A 21,503-nucleotide genomic window follows, 5' to 3' on the forward strand; every position below is an offset into this window, starting at 1 on the left:
GCTATGAATAGAAAACTACTCATATTATTAGCCTTATTATTCTCCTACGGATTGTCATCATGTTCGTCCGATGACAATCCCCCGTCCGAAGATGAACAAACCGAAACACCGGAACAGTTCACGAAACGTTATAATCCCGACCAAAGTTTTTATAGCAAAATAATAGGACAAGAAATCAAATATTCAGTATTACTGCCTCAAGAATATCTATCGGAGAGCACAGCTAAATATGGAGTAGTTTTCCTTCTGCATGGTTGGGGAGGAAACCAGAATTCATGGGGACCTTCAGGATTGAATATTCAAACCATAGTCGATACACAAACCAACAATGGCAGTGTTCGTCCATTGATTTATATCATGCCGGAAGGTTTCAACTCTTATTTTTGTAACCGTTATGACGGAAAATTCAACTATATGGATATGTTCATTAACGAACTAGTACCCCTGATTGACAAACGATTCCGGACAACAGCCATTAAGACGGAAAGAGCTGTTGCCGGATTCTCTATGGGAGGATTTGGAGCATTGAGCATCGCATCACAACATCCCGAAACATTTTCTGTGTCAGTAGGATTAAGCCCATCTCTAAATACAGATGAACAATACATTTCCCTATCACAAGACGGTTGGAATCTTCAATGGGGAAACAACTTCGGGGGAAGTGGTCAGGCAGGAACCGGCAGATTGACAAGCTATTATAAAAGCCAATGCCCTCTGCACTTTTTCAAAGATAAATCAAGCTCCACATTTCAAGCCATACGTTATTATATAGACTGTGGTGATGATGAAGAGAGATTATATGCAGGCAACGGTGAATTACATTCTCTATTACGGGACAAAAATATCCAACACGAATATCGCGTACGGAACGGTGCTCATACTGACAGTTATTGGCGTGAATCCATGAAAGAAGCACTACCTTTTATCGAACGTTCATTCAAAGGAGAAAGTTATCCGCAGGAAACGCTGCAGAAGTTTACGGAGGAATTACATTCTACAACTAAAAACATTAAAGTCGGTAATTCCAATATCGAGCTATACATACCGGACGATTACAATTCTACCTTAACCTACAAAGTCCTTTATTATAGTAAAGGAGAAGGCAATACTAACCTTACAACAGAACAGGTAGCCGTAGCATTGGATTCTCTTATGCAAATCAAACGTATGATAATTGCCGGTTTTGATGTGAAGGAAATCATTCAAAATGGAATAAGTTTTTCAGCTATCACCAATGCAGTGGAGAAAACAATTCATACTGAAAATAATGCAGATTTCAGATTAGGATTGGCATACGGTTCAGGCGCCGATTATTTATACCATCAATCAACAGGTAATACACCTGCCATCCATTTCTTCTTCGCTGAAGATGCGGATATTGCCAACCCTTCTGATGAGAATCAGACCCAAATCTATTATCTGGATATAACAGACGAAGGCACTAACTACAACAGTATGTTCACGCTATTCAATGGATTGCGGAAAGCGGAAGCTCCAGTGCAATATCGTGTCAGAAACGGAGTGGATAGTTCACAGTCTGCCCAAACAGGTATTTATTCAATGAGTTATTATATTGGTGAACAGTTAATAAAGAAATGATATGAGAAAGATACTGCTATATATCATCCTGTTCCTATCAAGTATAGATGGAGTTCGGGCACTTCCCATAGAAAAAGAAGGAATGAGCATTTATAGTCCGGCTTTAAAAAAAGAAGTCTCCTACTCTATCATCTTGCCGGAAGGTTATGAGCATTCAGATATGGAATATCCCGTCCTGTACATGTTTCATGGAATAGGAGGCGATTATACCAGTTGGCTTGAATATGGCAACGTGGCCCGTATTATGGACCAAATGACAAAGAAAGGAGAAATTCAACCTTTCATCATAGTCATTCCCGACGGTTATCTGTCTTATTATAGTGATACTTATGATGGCAGTTTCCCTTATGAAACTTTCTTCACTAAAGAGCTGGTTCCCTACATTGACACTAACTATCGCACCCGCAAAAATGCTAATGCACGTTCAATAGCCGGTTTCTCCATGGGAGGATTCGGAGCCTTGTCCGTTAGCCTGCGCAATCATAACCTGTTCGGTTCTGTTGTTGCTTTATCACCATCTATCCGCACAGAAAAACAATATATAGAAGAGGGACCACAAATAGGATGGGACAGTCAATGGGGACGGATTTTCGGAGGAGTAGGAAAGAATGGCAATGAACGCCTAACCAGTTATTATAAACAACATTCACCCTACCACATTCTTTCCACTCTCCGTAATTCCGATTTAAAAGAATTTGGCATCATGTTGGATATCGGAGATAAAGAAGGTACTCTATGCGAAAGTAATGAAGAATTGCACCGATTATTGTTAGAAAGGAAAATACCTCATGAATGGGAAGTTCGTTCAGGAGGACATGATTTTACCTGCTGGAATGCAGCACTGCCAAAAGCATTCAGATTCATCAACGGATATTTCAATGAAAATCAACAAAAAAATAGAGAGAAAAACTCTCCGAATGAGACTCCATTTATAAAAATGGGTAATACAACGATTTATTATCCGGAACAGGCTCAAGGAAGCATTAGAAAATATCCTATTATCTATGTACAGGGAGAAATTAACGGGCAGCAACAAAAGGCTCTCGTCAGTCAGTTTCATCAACTGGTGAATGACAACAAAACATGGCCTGCTGTTCTCTGCTTCGTAAAAGAGAATGTAGATCTGTCAAAAACAATTTCCGATGTGGAGAAACAATGCTCCGGGATCAGAGGTTCTCAACGCATGAGGGCGCTAATCACTTGGGAAAATCATATCAAAGAAAGCATAGAAACTATTCGGAGAGAGAACCTGTTTACCGGTATAGTCTGTGTAAATACCACTGGTGATGAAAGTGACGCTTCCAATTTTATAAAAGCAGTTAACTCTCATAAAAGATATCCCAGATGCTGGATAGAAGTACTACCCGAATCAAAGGAATATGGTCTTAGTAGTAATATTCATATCCTTTTGAAAGCATCAAATCTGGAACATGAGTTCCGGTCAAGGAAATATAAAGAAACCAATGCTTTCACTTATTGGGAAGATTGGATTATCTATTTAAATAACAGAATCCATGTTTAACAATTAAATACTAATAGTATGTTTACAGTAAACAGTTATTTATTAGCAGTTATATTCTGCATCGTAACCATGATTTGTTGGGGTTCTTGGGGTAATACCCAAAAACTGGTTTCCAAGAATTGGCGTTATGAACTTTTTTATTGGGATTATGTGATTGGAATGGTGTTGTTCACCATCTTATTGGGCTTCACGATGGGTAGCCACGGAGATACCGGACGTCCGTTCCTTGAAGATCTGGGACAAGCATCAGGAGACAGCATCGGCTGGGTCATCTTGGGTGGTGTGATATTTAATGCTTCAAACATTCTCCTTTCAGCCTCCATTTCTTTAGCAGGAATGTCGGTAGCATTTCCTTTAGGAGTCGGTATCGCATTGGTACTAGGGGTGATTGTCAACTATCTGGGAATTCCTACCGGCAATCCCATGCTTTTATTCGGTGGTGTAGCTCTCATTGTCATTGCTATCATTTGTAACGGAGTGGCCTCCGGAAAGATGCAAAAGGGTGAAGAGAGCAAGAAAAACAACAAAAAGGGAATTATCATTGCATTAATTGCCGGTGTATTGATGTCTTTATTCTACAGGTTCGTAGTGAAAGGTATGGACGTGGAAAACTTCAATTCTCCCGCTATAGGAATGATGACTCCTTATTCTGCCATCTTTGTCTTTTCAATCGGCGTGTTACTAAGTAACTTTATCTTCAACACATTAGTAATGAAATATCCTTTTGTCGGGGAAAAAGTCAGCTATTCCGAGTATTTTAAAGGAAATGCAAGAACTCATATATGCGGAATGCTTGGTGGAGCAATATGGGGACTTGGTTCCGCATTCAGCTATATTGCATCGGGTGAAGCTGGTCCGGCGGTATCTTATGCGTTAGGACAAGGCGCACCGCTTATCGCTGCTATCTGGGGAGTATTTATCTGGAAAGAGTTTAAGGGATCAACCAAATCTGTTAATCAGTTGCTGGCTTCGATGTTTATCTTCTTCCTGATTGGCTTAGGAATGATAGTAGTTGCTGGAAATTAAATTATTAACCTTAAATAGAACAACATGAAAAAGTATTTTTATTTATTAACCATGCTGGCAGTAGTACTAAGTACAGTTGCTTGTAGTGATGACGACAATCATCCCAGTACAAATGTGTTGGATAAACCAGAAGTCACCGTTCCTGATGTAAAAGAAAGCTCGGCCGTTATTACATGGAAAGCTATAGGAAATGCAACAGCTTATATTTATAGTTTGAATAACGGTAGTGAACAAAGTACCGACCAGAATACCATTCAACTGACAGGTCTAGAGCCGGAGAAAAGTTACACATTCAAAGTGAAAGCTCAAAAAACCGGATCGATCTATTTTGAAGATTCAGAATACGCAGAAATCACTTTTACAACGACTTCTGAAGTAACAGTCTACCGGATAGCTACTTTTGCTGATGATTGGGATAAATGGTATTATGAATATAATGACAACGGTACAGTTAAACGTGTCTACAGATTATATGAAGGAGAACTAGATAGAGAATGGCTCTTTGCTTACGAAGGAAACAATATTACGGTAACAGGTAAGAACGCATATACAATGACTTTAAATGACCAAGGCTATGTCGCCACCTTTGTAGACGGTTCAAATACATATGAATATACTTACGACGAGAATGGCTACATGACAAAAGCTGAAAAGAATGGCAATATCGCATCTAACATCACAATAGAGAATGGCAATATTACGCAATGGACCAGATTCTCTGATGGAGTAGAGCAGTTCAAAGTTCAGACTTATTCTGCTGTACCTAATGTTGGCGGTGCACATTGTATTTATGCAGAAGGTAGTGGGCTAAGCCGTTGGTTGGTTGAAACAGGCCTCTTTGGAAAAGCTTCAGCTAATTGTCATACGAGTAGCGGCTGGCAGCATTCATCCGTTGCATCTACTTACACATTCGAATATGATGAAAATAGTTGTATCAAAGAAGAAAGCAAGAACTATGACGGAGATATTGAGAAATTCTATTATACATATTTCTCCGAATAACATTTTATGAAACAATTATTTCATGGAGGTGTGTCTAAAAGTCTGATACACCTCCATTTTTTTTAACTTTAAACTGTAATATCCAACAAAACCTCCCCTTTCACATTCAACACCTTAACCCTCAATTCATCTTTCTTCTTTTCCAGAATCATCACCGTAGCGCTATCCATCTTATATCCTCCACCAATAATGACCGGGTAATTGTTTCCCAACTCACCTTTCGGATGATAGGCATACGTATGAGTATGAGCATTCAGGCTCACATTAAAAGGTGCTTTTTCCAATAATTTAGTCCATAGGTCAGCGCAGAGATTTTTTCCATCATTACCATAAAGCGGAATATGATGAATAAGAACACGTTTCTTCGCTTTCTTGAAGTCTTTGGCAGATAACTCCTCTTTCAGAAAATCGACTTGTTCATTACGTAACTGTGTGAAATCATTCAAATCGTAATACACCCAGTGAGAGTCTAGCTTATCCTCTCCACAATCAAGCATGACAATACGGGTATCGCCCCAATTAAAAGAACCATAGGTCTTATCCCCTACATAGTCATAATGGTCGCGCAGACCGATAGAATAAGCATTGCGAATCTCATGATTGCCACGCATAAAAAAAGTTGGAATGCGATCACTGCGTACACCTTCGGTAAGTTCACTAATAAAAGTCGTTGCCTGTTCGTGGTCGACAGGATCGTCTACACAATCACCATTGAAAACTACAAAGTCATAGTTGATATTCTGTATCTGTTTGCATAAAGCACGAAAGGTTTTTGTATGCTGATGCAAATCATTGAAAACAATAGCAGTGAAAGAATCTGTATCCGTTTCCGGAAGCGTAAATTCTGAGAAATCTGACTGGGCAGTATTTCCAAATACTTTCTTATATGCTTGATAAAGCAATATTTCTTGCGAACATACGCGATAATAATATTTCTGTCCCAGTATTAGATCGTTGATACGTATTTTATGTAGTTTATTATTGCAGACTACCTGCCCGTCAACAATTGTACGAGCGCGTTTCAGTTGAGTAGTGTCTGTTCCATATTCCACCCAGCAATATGCCGGAACGGTAGTTTCCCACATAACTGTCATACCATTACCTATGGGATTCTGTAAATAAGGTTTAGTACGGAATATTTTATCTGCCTTTTCAGCGGTACGCAGCTCTACAAGGATAGGGCGATGATCGGAGGCCATCGGTTCATCCAACACTTGAGAGGATATAAGAGCGAAGCCATTAGCATTTGACTTCAATGCGGTAATATAATCTATAGTCTCCTTGGGATCAGGAGCCGGATAAGTAGATTGTTTAGGATTGGAGAGTATCTGGAAGTCTTTCTGTAACTCCTTTATAAAATCGGATTCCGGTTCAGCATTCATGTCCCCAGCCAGAAAAAGAGGCTTTTTATAGGAAGCAGTAAATGACTTCACTATTTCCAGGGGACTTCATGCGATCTTCTTCCGTTAATGACAGATGAGTACAACAATAAATATAATCCTCAAATTCTGCCAGAATCAAGGTGCGAGCCTCTTCTCTACCAGGTAAAGGGATAGCTTGTAAACGTAGCGGAACTTGCTTTGTCAGCAGTCCGATTCCATATTTACCTCCATCAAACTCTATGGCAGGTGCAAAACAAGCATGCATCTGTGTACGTTCAGCTATCTCACCCAGCACATATTTCTGTCCGCTCCGACGGGTCATACTGTCTACCTCTTGTATAGCCACAACATCAGGAGAAGCATTATTTATCACATTGGCTACCCGTTGAAAATTACAAATATCATCCATGCCGTTCGCATTTTTAATATTATAAGTCATCAGTCTCAATGTATGCTGGGCCTGTACCGGAAAAATAAATAGGATAACGAAAATTAGTAAAAAGATCTTTTTCATGTTTCTCATTTTTGGGGGTTAATGTTAAGTGCCCCAAAGGTAAGAAAAAAATAAAGGGCAACAAAAATATGTATTCATACCTTTATTGCCTTTACCATGAGTTGTTTGTGTGTGTCCAGTTCTATCTGTACATTTTAAATAATCCCTCTCACTCTATCGTCAAATGCAGAAAGCGCAGCTTTCGCCCCTTCGCCCATAGAGATAATAATTTGCTTATAAGGAACCGTAGAAACATCTCCGGCTGCATAGATACCCGTCACATTCGTACGGCAATGTGCATCAATCATGATTTCGCCCGGACGGTTAGTTTCCACTATGTCGCGGAATACACTGCTATTCGCAGAAAGCCCGATCTGTACAAATACACCATCCAATTCAACCAAACGTTCTTCTTCCGTTTTGCGGTCTTTGATGCGCAGGGCAGTCAGCTTATCACCATTTCCTATCACTTCCGTAGTCTGCGAACTTGCAAACACTTCCACGTTCGGCAATGATTTAAGTCGCTCTTGAAGTACACTGTCTGCTTTCAACTCATCCATAAATTCAAAAACAGTCACTTTGGAGCAGATACCAGCCAAGTCAATGGCTGCCTCAATGCCGGAATTTCCTCCACCTACTACTGCTACATGCTTTCCTTTATAAAACGGACCATCGCAATGAGGACAGAAAGCGACACCACGACCTATATATTCGGCTTCTCCCGGAACATTCAGTTTACGCCAGCTTGCACCAGTTGCAATAATCAGTGCCGGAGCCAGGAATTTCTCACCAACAGAGGTAGTGATCTGCTTCTGTTTTCCAACCACTTCTACTTTTTCTACTTTACGATGCTCCAGTAAATCCACCGGATAGCGTAAGAGATGTGTTTTCAGATTATCGGCAAGTTCATTTCCTGTCGTTTCCGGAACAGAGATTAGATTTTCAATACCTACCGTTTCTTTCACCTGTCCGCCGACACGCTCGGCCACGATAGCTACACGGAGTCCTTTACGGGCAGAATAAATAGCTGCCGATACTCCTGCAGGTCCTCCACCGGCCACAATCACATCATATTCTTTCACCTCTGCATTCGCTTTGGTTTCGTCAATACCATATTGTTCTTCCAACTTGGCAAGCAATTCGCCAAATTCACCACGGCCTACATGAAGTAATTTTCCGTCTGCAAAGACAGAGGGCACTCCTTGTATCTTCAGTGCATCTACTTCATCCTGATAAAGCGCACCGTCTATCATTTCATGCGTAATAGCCGGATTCAAAGTAGTCATTGCATTCAGAGCTTGCACTACGTCAGGACAGTTCGTACAAGTCAACGAAACATAAGTGGTCAGATGTATAGGGCCTTTCAGTGCTTTCACACGGTTGCAAACGGCCTCATCGGGAAAGTTCTTTCCTTTGCCATCCAGATTCAGGATAGCCAGAAGCAACGATGTGAACTCATGTCCGTTAGGAATACCACGGAATGTGATTCCGGTACGGTTGCCATTCTTCAGTAAAGTAAACCTCAACGCGTCTCCCTCATTCACTACACAAGTGATGTGATCGGAACAATCCGCTACATCTCCCAGCAGTTCCACCAGTTCGGTTTTGTTTTCGTGGCCGGATGATACGGATATATCAAAAGTAAAGTTTGCCTCCAGCCCAGCAAAAATACCCCTTAGTTGTTCTTTTAATGCAGATTCTAACATATCTTTTTCCTTTCGTTTTTTGAGAAAAAAGGCCGGCAGCGTCTTCCGTTACCGACCTCCCATAATCACCATTATCAAGATCTATCAAATCTTACCTACCAGGTCGATGCTTGGTTTCAGGGTAGACTCACCCTTCTTCCATTTAGCCGGGCAAACTTCTCCGTCATGGCTGGCTACAAACTGTGCAGCTTCCACTTTACGAAGCAATTCACTTGCATCACGGCCAATATTGTTATCATTCAATTCCACCACTTTAATCTTTCCTTCCGGATTGACAACGAATGTACCGCGATAAGCCATACCCTCTTCTTCGATATATACACCCAGTGCACGGCTCAAAGCGCCAGTCGGGTCTGCCAACATCGGATATTGAATCTTGCGAATACTTTCAGAAGCATCATGCCAAGCTTTGTGCACGAAATGAGAGTCAGTACTTACCGAGTAGATTTCTACCCCCATCGCTTTGAACTGATCGTACTTTTCAGCCATATCCACCAATTCAGTAGGACATACGAAAGTAAAGTCAGCAGGATAGAAGAAAAGAATCGCCCATTTACCTTTCAGGTCATTGTTGGTTACAGTTTTGAAAGCTCCGTTGTGAAAAGCCTGAACGCTGAATTCAGGAAGTTGAGAATTTAAAATTGGTTCCATAATCTTTATTGCTTTTATTGTTATTAATTGATTTGACTTATAACATCAGAAACAACGTTTTGTTTTTTGTTTCTGATGCAAAGATAAAGGCAGCCCCCCGCCTTTGCAAAAAAAGTCCAATCGAATATTTCTATGCCATGATAGATGAAATTAATAAAAGCATTTTATAACTTTGCAAGCATAAACAAAAACCTGAAAATATATACGATCATGGAACATCCTCTTGCCCAATTCCTATATTGCCCTGAATGCGGTTCCCCTCATTTTGAGGTCAACAACGAGAAATCTAAAAAATGTGCAGATTGCGGCTTTGTCTATTACTTCAATCCTTCTGCCGCCACAGTAGCACTTATCTTGAATGAGAAAAATGAACTGCTTGTCTGCCGACGTGCCAAAGAGCCGGCCAAAGGAACTCTCGACCTACCCGGCGGATTCATCGACATGAATGAAACAGGCGAAGAAGGTGTTATCCGCGAAGTACTGGAAGAAACAGGGCTGAAAGTTAAAAAAGCCGTTTACCAGTTCACACTTCCCAATATTTATGTTTATTCAGGTTTTCCAGTACACACACTTGATATGTTTTTCCTCTGTACCGTAGAAGACATGAGCCATTTCTCCGCCATGGATGATGTAGCAGATTCTCTCTTCCTACCTCTCTCCGAGATTCAACCGGAAGATTTTGGGCTGGATTCTATCCGGCGAGGACTTAAAAAGTTCTTATCTGACAGATAATTCGTTAAAATATAACAAACTACAGAAACATATCCCCTTTCATTCTGTACTTTTGCATAAACACCCGATTATGAAAAAAGAAATTACTAGACTCATTTGTGCGGCTATCTGCTGCACTCCTATGATAGGATTTGCCCAGACAAGTGATAAGTTCACTTCGACCGACAACCTTTATAAAGAAGGGAAAGAACTTTTCCAGGAAAAAAATTATGCAGCCGCCCTACCGGCACTGAAAGCATTTGTAAAACAAAAGCCTGCCGCCAGCCTTCTTCAAGACGCTGAATACATGCTGGCCAGTTCCGCTTATGAACTGAAAGACAAGAACCGGATCGAAATCCTGCGCAAGTATCTCGACCGCTATCCTGACACTCCTTACGCCAACCGTATTTATGCACTATTAGCCTCCTGCTATTTCTATGAAGGAAAATACGACGAAGCACTGGCACTCTTCAACTCTGCCGACCTCGGTCTACTGGGTAATGAGGAACGGGATGACTGCACTTACCAATTGGCTACCTGTTATCTGAAAACCGATAATCTACGAGAAGCCGCAATTTGGTTTGAAACATTGCGCGCCAACAGTCCCAAATATGCTAAAGACTGTGATTATTATCTCTCTTATATCCGCTATACGCAAAAACGCTATAACGAAGCACTGAAAGGTTTCTTGCCGTTGCAGGACGATTCAAAATACAAGGCACTTGTCCCCTATTACATTGCCGAAATTTATGCACAGCTCCAAAACTATGATAAGGCACAGATTGTAGCACAAAACTATCTGTCGGCCTATCCAAATAATGAACATGCCGCAGAAATGTATCGCATTCTGGGAGATGCCTACTACCACTTCGGACAATATCACCAAGCTGTAGAAGCATTCAACAATTACCTGAACAAAGATCATTCGGCTCCACGTCGCGATGCTCTTTATATGTTAGGGCTCTCCTACTATCAGACGAAAGTCTATTCCAAAGCAGCCGAAACATTAGGCAAGGTTACAACTGCCAATGATGCCCTTACTCAAAACGCATACCTCCACATGGGGCTCTCTTATCTGCAACTGGCGGAAAAAAGCAAAGCCCGCATGGCTTTCGAACAGGCAGCCGCCTCCAGTGCCAATATGCAAATCAAGGAACAGGCAGCTTACAATTACGCTCTTTGCCTGCATGAAACTTCCTTCTCCGCTTTCGGCGAATCCGTCACTGCCTTCGAAAAGTTCCTGAATGAATTTCCGACTTCTCCTTACGCTGAAAAAGTCAGCAGCTATTTGGTAGAAGTTTACATGAATACCCGCAGTTATGATGCAGCCCTGAAATCCATCGACCGGATTGCCAAACCAAGTGCACAAATATTGGAAGCCAAACAGAAAATCCTGTTCCAACTAGGTACACAAGCATTTGCCAATGCTGATTTCACACAGGCTCTTAAATATCTGAATCAATCCATCGCCATCGGACAATACAACCGGCAGACCAAAGCAGACGCTTACTACTGGTGCGGCGAATCTTACTATCGCCTTAACCGAATGACGGAAGCAACCCGTGACTTCAACGCTTACCTGCAACTCACCACCCAGCCCAATAACGAAATGTACGCACTTGCCAACTACAACTTAGGGTATATCGCTTTCCACCGCAAAGACTATACACAGGCAAGTAACTACTTTCAGAAATATATTCAACTGGAAAAAGGTGAAAATACAACCGCACTTGCCGATGCCTATAACCGTATCGGCGACTGCTACCTGCATGTACGCAGCTTCGAAGAGGCCAAACATTACTACTCACAAGCGGAACAAATGAATACTTCTTCTGGCGACTATTCTTTCTATCAACTCGCTCTCGTATCGGGATTACAGAAAGACTATTCCGGCAAAATCACTTTATTAAACCGACTGGTGGGTAAATATCCTTCTTCGCCTTATGCAGTAAATGCCATTTATGAGAAAGGACGTTCTTATGTCCTGATGGATAACAACAATCAAGCCATTACCTCTTTTAAAGAATTACTGAACAAATACCCCGAAAGCCCTGTCAGCCGGAAAGCCGCTGCAGAAATCGGATTATTGTACTATCAGAAAGGAGACTACAATCAGGCTATCGGAGCTTACAAGGAAGTGATCGAGAAATATCCGGGCAGCGAAGAAGCCCGCCTTGCCATGCGTGACTTGAAATCTATTTATGTAGACCTGAACCGCATCGACGAATTTGCAGCTTTAGCAAATGCCATGCCGGGACATATCCGTTTCGATGCCAATGAACAAGACTCACTTACGTATGCCGCTGCAGAAAAGATTTATATAAAAGGCCGGATGGAAGAAGCCAAAACAAGTTTCAACAAATACTTGCAGACTTTCCCGGAAGGTGCTTTCAGTCTGAATGCGCATTATTACCTCTGCCTGATTGGTAACGAACAGAAGAATTACGATATGGTACTTCTCCATTCCGATAAGTTATTGGAATATCCTAACAACCCATTTGCAGAAGAAGCGCTAATCTTGCGTGCCGAAGTGCAGTTCAACCAACAAAACATGGCTGAAGCATTGGCTAGCTATAAAATGCTGAAAGAAAAAGCAACTAGCGTAGAACGTCGCCAACTTGCCGAAACAGGTATTTTGCGTTGCGCCTTCCTGTTGAGAGATGATATAGAAACCATCCATGCAGCTACTGACCTACTTGCAGAAGCCAAACTAAGTCCGGAGTTAAGGAACGAAGCTCTTTATTACCGTGCTAAAGCCTACGCCAAGCAAAAGGCCGACAAAAAAGCACTGGAAGACTACCGTGAACTGGCTAAAGATACGCGTAACTCTTATGGTGCCGAAGCAAAATATCAGGTTGCACAATCACTTTACGATGCAAAAGAATATGCCGCTGCAGAGAAAGAGTTGCTCAACTATATAGAACAGAGCACACCTCATGCTTATTGGCTGGCACGTAGTTTTGTCCTTCTGTCTGATGTTTACCACGCTACGGGTAAAGATCTGGATGCACGTCAGTATCTGTTAAGTTTGCAACAGAATTACCAGGGTAATGACGATATTCAAAGTATGATTGAAAGCAGACTTCATAAATTGAAAGTTGAGAATTGAGAATTAAAAAATAGAAAAGTATGAAACGATCTTATTATATAATAGGAGGACTCGCATTGGCAATCTCAATGCCATCCTGCCTTCAAGCCCAAACTACCCAACCGAAGGATACGACAATGAACCGCACGGTCGTTGTGGAACAAGAATATAACCCGGACATTATGGATGCTTCGAAAGTGAACGTCCTGCCTAAAGTAGAAGAACCGACAGTGAGTAAGAAAGAGGTGGAATATGCTACGACATTCTTTCCGGCTACTTCTGTTCCGGCAGGTCTGATGCGTCCCTATACCGGAAAAGAAATTCAGCCAAGCACTACTCCCGGATATGTACGTGCCGGATATGGCAATTATGGCAATTTGGATGTTCTTGCCAATTATCTATTCCGCCTGTCGAAGAAAGATAAGCTGAATGTACGTTTCCAAATGGATGGGATGGATGGTAAGTTAACTCTTCCTTTCACAGATGGAGAGAAATGGAACGCTTTCTACTACCGCACACGTGCTAATGTGGATTATACGCATCAATTCGATCAATTGGATTTAAATATTGCCGGAAACTTCGGATTGAGCAACTTCAACTTCCAACCGGAAAGCGTAAACAGCAAGCAGAAATTCACATCCGGTGACTTTCATGCAGGCATTCATTTCATTGATGAGACTGCACCACTGCGTTTCAATGCAGAAACAAATCTGTTGATGTATGAACGCCAGCATAACATGTTCAATGAATCTGAAGCCAATACAGGTATCAAGGAGACAATCATACGTACCAAAGGCGATGTCACGGGAGCTATCGGCGACCAACAATCAATAACTATCGCTTTGGAAATGAACAATCTTCTCTACAGCGGATATACAAAGAATGTTTCCACCGGAGATGAATATTTCAAGAACTACACAACGCTTCTTTTAAATCCATATTATGAACTGGATAATGATGACTGGAAACTGCATATCGGAGCCAATGTAGATTTATCTTTCGGATTTGACAAGTCTTTCCGTATCTCACCCGATATCACTGCACAGTATATTTTTTCTGACAGCTACATTGTTTATGCAAAAGCAACTGGCGGTAAGCAACTGAATGATTTCCGCAGATTAGAAAACATCTGTCCTTACGGTGAACTGCCGGAGGCAAATACCACTGCTACTTTGGGATATGTACAACGTCCTTATGATACTTACGAGCAAATCAACGGTAGTATCGGATTCAAAGCAAGCCCTTATCCGGGACTTTGGTTCAACGTGTTCGGTGGTTATCAAAATCTAAAGAACGACTTATCTTATTTAGGTTTTGACCCGAGTAATATTCATTCAGGCTCTTATCTTACTTTTGCTCAAGATAATACAGATAATCTCTACCTTGGCGGTGAAATCAGTTACGATTACAAAGATATCCTCGGAATATCAGCTAAATACACTTATCATAATTGGGACAGCAAAACAGAGGAATATCTGTTGGCTGTGAAACCCGTCAGTGAAATGTCTTTCAATGTACGTATTCATCCGATCTCTGCTCTTAACATAAATCTGGGCTATGATTACATCAGCCGGAAAGAAGTGAAAGAATATGCAAAAATGACCGCAATTAATGATTTGCATATCGGAGCCAGCTATAATGTATTCAAAGGAGTATCCGTTTATGCGCAAGTACATAACCTGCTGAATAAGAAATATCAATATTATTTGGGTTATCCTACAGAAGGATTCAACTTCTTAGGAGGATTGAGTTTCCGGTTCTAAATTAATGAAAGGGGCGTTTCCATTTCCGGATAACGCCCCTTCTCAAAAACTTAAACTTCAATTATTCCGTTGTCTCCACCACAAATCCGCCACCAATAGATTTATAAGCCTTGTATTTCTTCTACCGACAGACCTGTTATCTGTGAAATAGTATTAATAGGAATATTCAAAATCTTCATATTACGTGCTGTTTCTTTTTTTTCTTCCGCACGACCTTCTGCACGACCTTCCGCACGACCTTCCGCACGTTCTGTTAATATATTATCTTTCAATATTACAATATTATCCAAATGACGATAATATGCTTCAAGTTCGGTTTTCGTCATTTTATCAAGTTTCAATCGTTCACGAGCCTCCGTCAAACCGGGAGCAGTAGCACTATCAGGAATATCACCTGTATTCAGATAGCCAATCCATTCTTCCAACGGGCTCTTGGCAACCTGATTAAAGTCATTCACCTTTAGTATATAATATTCAGGATAAAGCTGGCTGACAGCATCGACCTTAAACGTCTGTTTTTGGAACGGAGTCAACTCCAGTACATCATTCTGATGAATCCCTCTGAATTCCGTTTTACCATGATATACTATATCCTTTCCATTGCCTAATGAAAAATAGACAATATTGACGCTATACACTTTACGTACTTTATCATAACCTTCTCCACGATTGATGTACTCGGTCACCAATTTAGAAGTACCAAACAACATACGTTGGAAATAAGCATACTCATTGTTATTCTGAACTTCAATCAGAATAAGTTCTCCTTTAGAGTTCTCCGCAAGCATATCAACACGATTATACTTATCAAACTCATCTTCTTGATTACCCTCACTTTCCAACAATTTCTGAATGACAATCTTTTCATTGAGAAGAGTAGTCAGAAAGCCTTCAAGAACTGCAAAATTGGCTTTATTACGCAATAAGCGTTTCATAGCCCAATCGAAACGAATATAATTACTGGCCATAGGTTCGTCTCCTTTCCCATTTTCTTTTTTCATGCAAACAAAGGTAAGCAGAAAATGTTTAATATCAAGTATATATATCCGATAAAATGGTTCATCCAGCCTTAATATATACGACCGAACGTCCTGAACCATATTTTTTCAAAATTCCTTTTTCAATAAATGCATTAATATCCTGCAATGCCTGTGTTTTTGTCTTTCCAACAAGTAAGGCATAATCCTGCCGGTTAATACATGGATTCTTTTCCAAGAATTTATTAAGTCGCTGCAAGCACTTTTCTTCTGCCAATAGATTCTTCACACGAAAAGGCGAATGATAACGTTGTAATACCAATTCAGTCTCAATATCCTTCTTAAACTGACGGTTGATTCTCAAATTAATATCTTTAAGAGATACTGACGGTGAACGCAAGTCTTTTGAATCAGTCACTTCTTTGTTCACACTCAAAGAAAGAGTAAAATAGCCAATATCACCCAATTCAACGGAAAATCCCTTCAAAAGCAAATGTCTCAATTCTTTCGAAATAGCTTCTATGACACCCACCACTTGTGCATGAGGCATATGCTGAAATGCAGTCACTTGTTCTACAAATTCTTCGGCTGTATAACTTCCCTTCAAAACGACACGTGCATGCAAAGGTTGTTCTTCCCCACTTTTTGTGAGATCGGGAGTCTCATAAAGATCATAATTTACACTCATTATCTATTAGTATTTCATTAGGAAAGATTAAACTCCACTTCCCTATTATTAATTATTTATCATGCTATTGAATCTTCGTTCGACTTAAGTCAAGCGATAGTTTTAGTTAAGTCAAGCGATAGTTCAACTTAAGTCAAACGAAAACCAACTTACTAATGAGACAAATGTACGTAGAATATAGAGAAACTAACCTATACCAATTGATATTTTATTTCCTGCAATAAAATGTAAATCTTAAGATTTTATTAAATTCTCCTTATATTATAAGGTAGGGAGAATCTTTTTTTTTACTTTTGTCCCCGAATATTGTGGTACAAGCCATTATAAAAGAAAGAATTATGCAGAAAAACCTTGTCATTGTCGAGTCTCCGGCAAAAGCAAAAACGATTGAAAAGTTTCTTGGGAAAGATTTTAAAGTCCTTTCTAGTTACGGACATATACGTGATCTGAAGAAAAAAGAATTCAGCATCGACGTAGAGAAGAATTTTACACCCAGCTACGAAATTCCGGCAGACAAAAAGGCTCTGGTTAACACGCTGAAGACAGAAGCTAAAGACGCAGAAACCGTATGGCTCGCATCCGATGAGGACCGCGAAGGAGAAGCGATTGCCTGGCATCTTTATGAGGTCTTAAAACTAAAACCGGAAAACACAAAACGAATCGTATTTCATGAAATTACGAAAAGCGCTATCTTAAAAGCGATTGAACAACCACGAGACATAGACCTCAATCTCGTAAATGCACAGCAAGCACGACGGATTCTGGACCGTATCGTAGGTTTCGAACTCTCTCCCGTGCTTTGGAGAAAAGTGAAACCGGCACTTTCTGCCGGACGTGTTCAGTCAGTTGCTGTCCGCCTGATCGTTGAACGTGAACGTGAAATACATGCTTTCCAAACGGAAGCTGCTTATCGTATCACTGCCGTATTCCTCGTTCCGGACACGGACGGAAAACTGGTGGAAATGAAAGCTGAACTGGCTCGCCGTATCAAAACAAAAGAAGAAGCAAAAGCTTTCCTCAACGCATGTCAGGGAGCAAGCTTTGCCATCGACGATATCACTACCCGCCCGGTCAAGAAAACACCTCCTGCTCCGTTCACAACATCTACGTTGCAACAGGAAGCCGCACGTAAACTGGGATATACCGTAGCGCAGACCATGATGCTCGCGCAACGCTTATACGAATCGGGATTCATCACTTATATGCGTACGGACTCTGTCAACCTCTCGGAATTTGCGACAGCAGGCAGTAAAGACGCTATCATTAAAATGATGGGCGACCGTTACGTACATCCCCGCCATTTCGAAACAAAGACTAAGGGTGCACAAGAAGCGCATGAGGCCATCCGTCCTACCTATATGGAAAACCAGTCCATTGAAGGAACAGCACAGGAAAAGAAACTGTACGACTTGATATGGAAACGTACCATTGCCTCACAAATGGCAGATGCGGAACTGGAAAAAACAACTGCTACCATAACAATAAGTGGCAGCAGCGATGTATTTACAGCCATCGGTGAAGTGATTAAGTTTGACGGATTCCTGCGTGTATACCGTGAATCTTATGACGATGACAACGAACAGGAAGATGAGAGCCACCTGCTTCCTCCTCTGAAAAAAGGCCAGAAGTTGGAACACGGCCCTATCACCGCAACAGAACGTTTCACCCAACGTCCTCCACGCTATACGGAAGCAAGTCTTGTACGCAAGTTGGAAGAACTGGGTATCGGACGTCCGTCTACGTATGCACCTACTATCTCTACCATCCAGCAACGCGAATATGTGGAAAAAGGTAATAAAGACGGGGAAGAACGGCAGTTTAATGTCATGACATTGAAAGATCGTCAGATTAAGGATGAAAACCATACTGAAATTACCGGTGCAGAAAAGGCGAAGTTATTCCCGACAGACACCGGCACTGTGGTAAATGATTTCCTTACCGAATATTTCCCGGACATTCTGGATTTCAACTTTACCGCCAGCGTAGAAAAGGAATTTGACGAGATTGCAGAAGGAGAAGTGAAATGGACTTCTATCATGAAGAATTTCTATGATAAGTTCCATCCGTCTGTAGAAAACACATTGGCTATCAAGACGGAACATAAAGTAGGCGAACGTATTCTGGGAGAAGAACCGGGAACAGGTAAGACTGTTTCTGTTAAGATTGGTCGCTTCGGTCCTGTTGTACAGATTGGTACTGTAGAAGATGAAGAAAAACCACGCTTTGCACAAATGAAAAAAGGTCAATCCATGGAAACCATCACTTTGGAAGATGCACTGGAATTATTCAAATTACCTCGTACACTGGGCGAATATGAAGGAAAATCAGTCAGTGTAGGCGTAGGCCGTTTCGGTCCGTATGTCCTGCATAATAAGGTATATGTATCGCTCCCGAAAACACTTGACCCGATGGAAATTACTTTGGAAGAGGCAGAACAGTTGATTCTGGAGAAACGCCAGAAGGAAGCGGAACGCCACATCAAGACGTTTGAAGAGGAGCCGGAACTTGAGATTCTGAATGGACGTTACGGACCTTATATTACCTATAAGGGTTCCAATTATAAAATACCTAAAGATATCGTCCCGCAGGATTTGAGTTTGGCTAGCTGTTTGGAACTCATCAAATTGCAAGATGAAAAAGGACCAGCGACCACAAAAAAAGGACGATTCGCAAAAAAGAAATAAAAAAAAACAGAAAAAGAGCAAATTATATAATTAAATGTATATATTTGTTCTTTATCTATTTAATACACAAACTTATGAAGCAAACAAATTTAAAGTATTTAATGATAGGAGCACTTATCATATCTTCCATCAGTTGCATGGACAAAGAGCGTGACTTATCCTGGGAGAGAAGACATATGCCAAAAGAAGCATACTTCGACTTCAACATGACCCAAGCTGTTGCTTTGGATATTGATTATTGTTTTAAAAGCGAAAATTATCGTGTCCTTTTTGATGTTTACGATCAAGATCCCATTGAATACTCAACTGACGGCACCGCGTCCAAAAAAGACATAGAGCCTATCTACCGCGCAGTTACAGATGAAGATGGCAAATTCAGCGGGGAGATGAATAATATCTCGGCGGACATCTCGGAAGTATGGTTATCATCGGATTATTTAGCTACCGTATCTCCTCTTAAACTAACGATTGACGAGAGTCATCGGCTTTTATTTAATCAAGATGCATATATCGCTGCCTTACGTTCACAAACGGCATCAAAAACCAGAGGAGTAACCACGAACCAACATACCTATCTAAAAGAATGGAATGTTCTTCCCGATGCAGACTGGGATGACAGAGGAAGACCAACCAACCTGGAACCTAAAATAAATATACCGCCGGCAGACGTACTATACAACATCAAGTATGTTTTCCGAAAGGTTACAGTCAAAGATGAAAACGGTAAAAACAAGGTTATGAACATCAGTCAGAATTATACGGAGTTTTTTGATGGTACCATTAAAATGACTTCAGATATTCCAATTGTTAACCCGACCGAAGTGAGCCTCGTATTTATAACCAGCTCTGCTGCATGGTACAATACAGTTGGATATTATACCTATCCGACCGATAATCCGCCCCAGAGCGCAAGTGATATAAAACAAATAATCGCATTTCCAAACACCTCTCCTATTTACAAGACTTTAGGAGCAGGAGCATTAGTGTGTGGCGAAGAAATAAAACTCAAATATTGGAATGAAGCTACACAAGAATACGAGGACAAATTTCCCGCCGGAGTCACAATTGGCTGGTGCCTGCAAGGTATGGGATTCAAGAGCAAACTCACCTCAGAAACAGATAAAGACAAAGTGGGTGATATTATAAAAGGTATGGGAGCACGCTACTCCACCAGGAATCTAAACACGAATAATACACAAAGAACCGTATCTCTCCGTGATTCCAAGTCCGGGCAGATTGTAGCGGTAGGATTTGAAGATAATACTGACTTTGATTATGCAGATGCCATATTCTATATTCATACGTCAGAAAAGAATGCGATTGACCCGACATTGCCTTCACTGCCTGAGAACCCCGAAGCAATCCCTGAGCAATATAAAATTTCTTATTCCGGCACACTGGCTTTTGAAGATTTATGGCCTAAGTTAGGTGATTACGATATGAATGACGTAATGGTAAAGTACACCAGTACCATGACCCGAAACGCTCTCGACAATCGCATTTACGAAATAGAAGACAAGTTTATCTTACAGCACTGTGGAGGTTATCTGCAAAACGGATTTGGATATCAATTCCACAAGCTCTCAAACAGCAATGTCAAGAGTGTAAAAATAACGGGGCCTGATGCCAATGGTTTATCAAGTTCTATATACATGGAAGGAAAAGAAACAGAGCCTGGACAGTCTCACCCAACCATTTTGTTGTATGACGACATGACCAAATTCAAAAACGTCACTGATGAATCAAAGAAAGAATATACTGTAACCATCACGCTTGATGGAGCCAGTGAGAAAGATGTGGTACCTCCTTACAATCCGTTTATCTTCATCAGTTCCAATGAGGGTAGAGGCAAAGAATTACATCTGATAAATTACCCCCCCGACTGACAAAGCCGACTTATCAATACTGGGAACCGGAAAAGACATCTACAGACCGGAAGAAGGGATGTATTATGTTTCAGCAGACTTGATGCCGTTTGCTATCAATATGCCGGTAAGTAATCTCCCGGTTCCGGAGGAAGGGAAACGAATCGATCAATCATATCCTAAGTTCGCAGGATGGGTATCATCGAATGGAAAACAAAATAAAGATTGGTACAAATAAAGATTAATACGATTTAAATAAGAGCAGGCCGGATATTGGATGGGGAGAATAAAACATGCGGGGTTCCTTTTATATAAAAGAAACCCCGCAAAAGTATATTTTATTCAG

At 41.0% G+C, this 21,503-nt stretch carries 12 protein-coding genes and 2 pseudogenes; 9 read left to right on the top strand and 5 right to left on the bottom strand.

Annotation, left to right across the window (positions count from 1 at the left end; genetic code table 11):
• Positions 1–3: 3 nt before the first annotated feature.
• From NXV01_RS02820 to NXV01_RS02835, 4 genes are read left to right on the top strand one after another with little or no spacing between them, the layout of a single operon-like run.
• The gene (locus NXV01_RS02820) at positions 4–1,599 is read left to right on the top strand and encodes an esterase family protein (RefSeq protein ID WP_148365584.1); all 1,596 of its coding nucleotides are present in this window, start codon (positions 4–6) and stop codon (positions 1,597–1,599) included.
• A 1-nt stretch (position 1,600) separates the two neighbouring features.
• The gene (locus NXV01_RS02825) at positions 1,601–3,121 is read left to right on the top strand and encodes an alpha/beta hydrolase family protein (protein WP_148365585.1); all 1,521 of its coding nucleotides are present in this window, start codon (positions 1,601–1,603) and stop codon (positions 3,119–3,121) included.
• A gap of 18 nt (positions 3,122–3,139) precedes the next feature.
• On the top strand, positions 3,140–4,147 hold the full coding sequence (locus NXV01_RS02830; RefSeq protein ID WP_009001002.1) for a GRP family sugar transporter: 1,008 nt from the start codon (positions 3,140–3,142) through the stop codon (positions 4,145–4,147).
• Between the two features lie 24 nt (positions 4,148–4,171).
• Entirely contained in the window at positions 4,172–5,149 is a 978-nt protein-coding gene (locus NXV01_RS02835) for a fibronectin type III domain-containing protein (RefSeq protein ID WP_148365586.1), read from the top strand.
• Between the two features lie 68 nt (positions 5,150–5,217).
• On the opposite strand, the pseudogene NXV01_RS02840 reads toward NXV01_RS02835, so the two are convergent.
• The 3 genes and pseudogenes from NXV01_RS02840 to ahpC form a co-directional block, all read right to left on the bottom strand.
• Positions 5,218–7,045: pseudogene (locus tag NXV01_RS02840) on the bottom strand (endonuclease/exonuclease/phosphatase family protein).
• A 134-nt stretch (positions 7,046–7,179) separates the two neighbouring features.
• Complete coding sequence (gene ahpF / locus NXV01_RS02845) at positions 7,180–8,730, bottom strand: alkyl hydroperoxide reductase subunit F (RefSeq protein WP_259021671.1); 1,551 nt, start codon at positions 8,728–8,730, stop codon at positions 7,180–7,182.
• A gap of 84 nt (positions 8,731–8,814) precedes the next feature.
• Positions 8,815–9,381, bottom strand: a complete 567-nt coding sequence (gene ahpC, locus NXV01_RS02850) for an alkyl hydroperoxide reductase subunit C (protein ID WP_004307892.1) — start codon at positions 9,379–9,381, stop codon at positions 8,815–8,817.
• Positions 9,382–9,591: 210 nt separating this feature from the next.
• On the opposite strand from ahpC, the gene NXV01_RS02855 reads away from it, so the two are divergent.
• From NXV01_RS02855 to NXV01_RS02865, 3 genes are all read left to right on the top strand, one after another.
• Positions 9,592–10,113: an NUDIX domain-containing protein gene (locus NXV01_RS02855; protein WP_195650224.1), complete on the top strand. Its 522-nt coding sequence runs from the start codon at positions 9,592–9,594 to the stop codon at positions 10,111–10,113.
• 70 nt (positions 10,114–10,183) lie between these two features.
• The gene (locus tag NXV01_RS02860) at positions 10,184–13,201 is read left to right on the top strand and encodes a tetratricopeptide repeat protein (RefSeq protein WP_259021672.1); all 3,018 of its coding nucleotides are present in this window, start codon (positions 10,184–10,186) and stop codon (positions 13,199–13,201) included.
• A 20-nt stretch (positions 13,202–13,221) separates the two neighbouring features.
• On the top strand, positions 13,222–14,943 hold the full coding sequence (locus NXV01_RS02865; protein WP_259021673.1) for a TonB-dependent receptor: 1,722 nt from the start codon (positions 13,222–13,224) through the stop codon (positions 14,941–14,943).
• A gap of 101 nt (positions 14,944–15,044) precedes the next feature.
• On the opposite strand, the gene NXV01_RS02870 is transcribed toward NXV01_RS02865, so the two are convergent.
• Together NXV01_RS02870 and NXV01_RS02875 are read right to left on the bottom strand one after the other, a co-directional pair.
• On the bottom strand, positions 15,045–15,944 hold the full coding sequence (locus NXV01_RS02870; RefSeq protein WP_143259277.1) for an Rpn family recombination-promoting nuclease/putative transposase: 900 nt from the start codon (positions 15,942–15,944) through the stop codon (positions 15,045–15,047).
• Between the two features lie 58 nt (positions 15,945–16,002).
• Positions 16,003–16,608 carry a DNA-binding protein gene (locus tag NXV01_RS02875; protein WP_148365593.1) on the bottom strand — a complete coding sequence of 202 codons (606 nt, stop codon included), beginning with the start codon at positions 16,606–16,608 and terminating at the stop codon, positions 16,003–16,005.
• Between the two features lie 338 nt (positions 16,609–16,946).
• On the opposite strand from NXV01_RS02875, the gene topA reads away from it, so the two are divergent.
• Complete coding sequence (topA, locus tag NXV01_RS02880) at positions 16,947–19,292, top strand: type I DNA topoisomerase (protein ID WP_148365594.1); 2,346 nt, start codon at positions 16,947–16,949, stop codon at positions 19,290–19,292.
• Positions 19,293–19,366: 74 nt separating this feature from the next.
• Positions 19,367–21,395 (top strand): annotated as a pseudogene (locus NXV01_RS02885) (LruC domain-containing protein).
• Positions 21,396–21,503 lie beyond the last annotated feature (108 nt).

The organism is Bacteroides sp. BFG-606, from assembly GCF_024788145.1.
Classification (GTDB): domain Bacteria; phylum Bacteroidota; class Bacteroidia; order Bacteroidales; family Bacteroidaceae; genus Bacteroides; species Bacteroides vicugnae.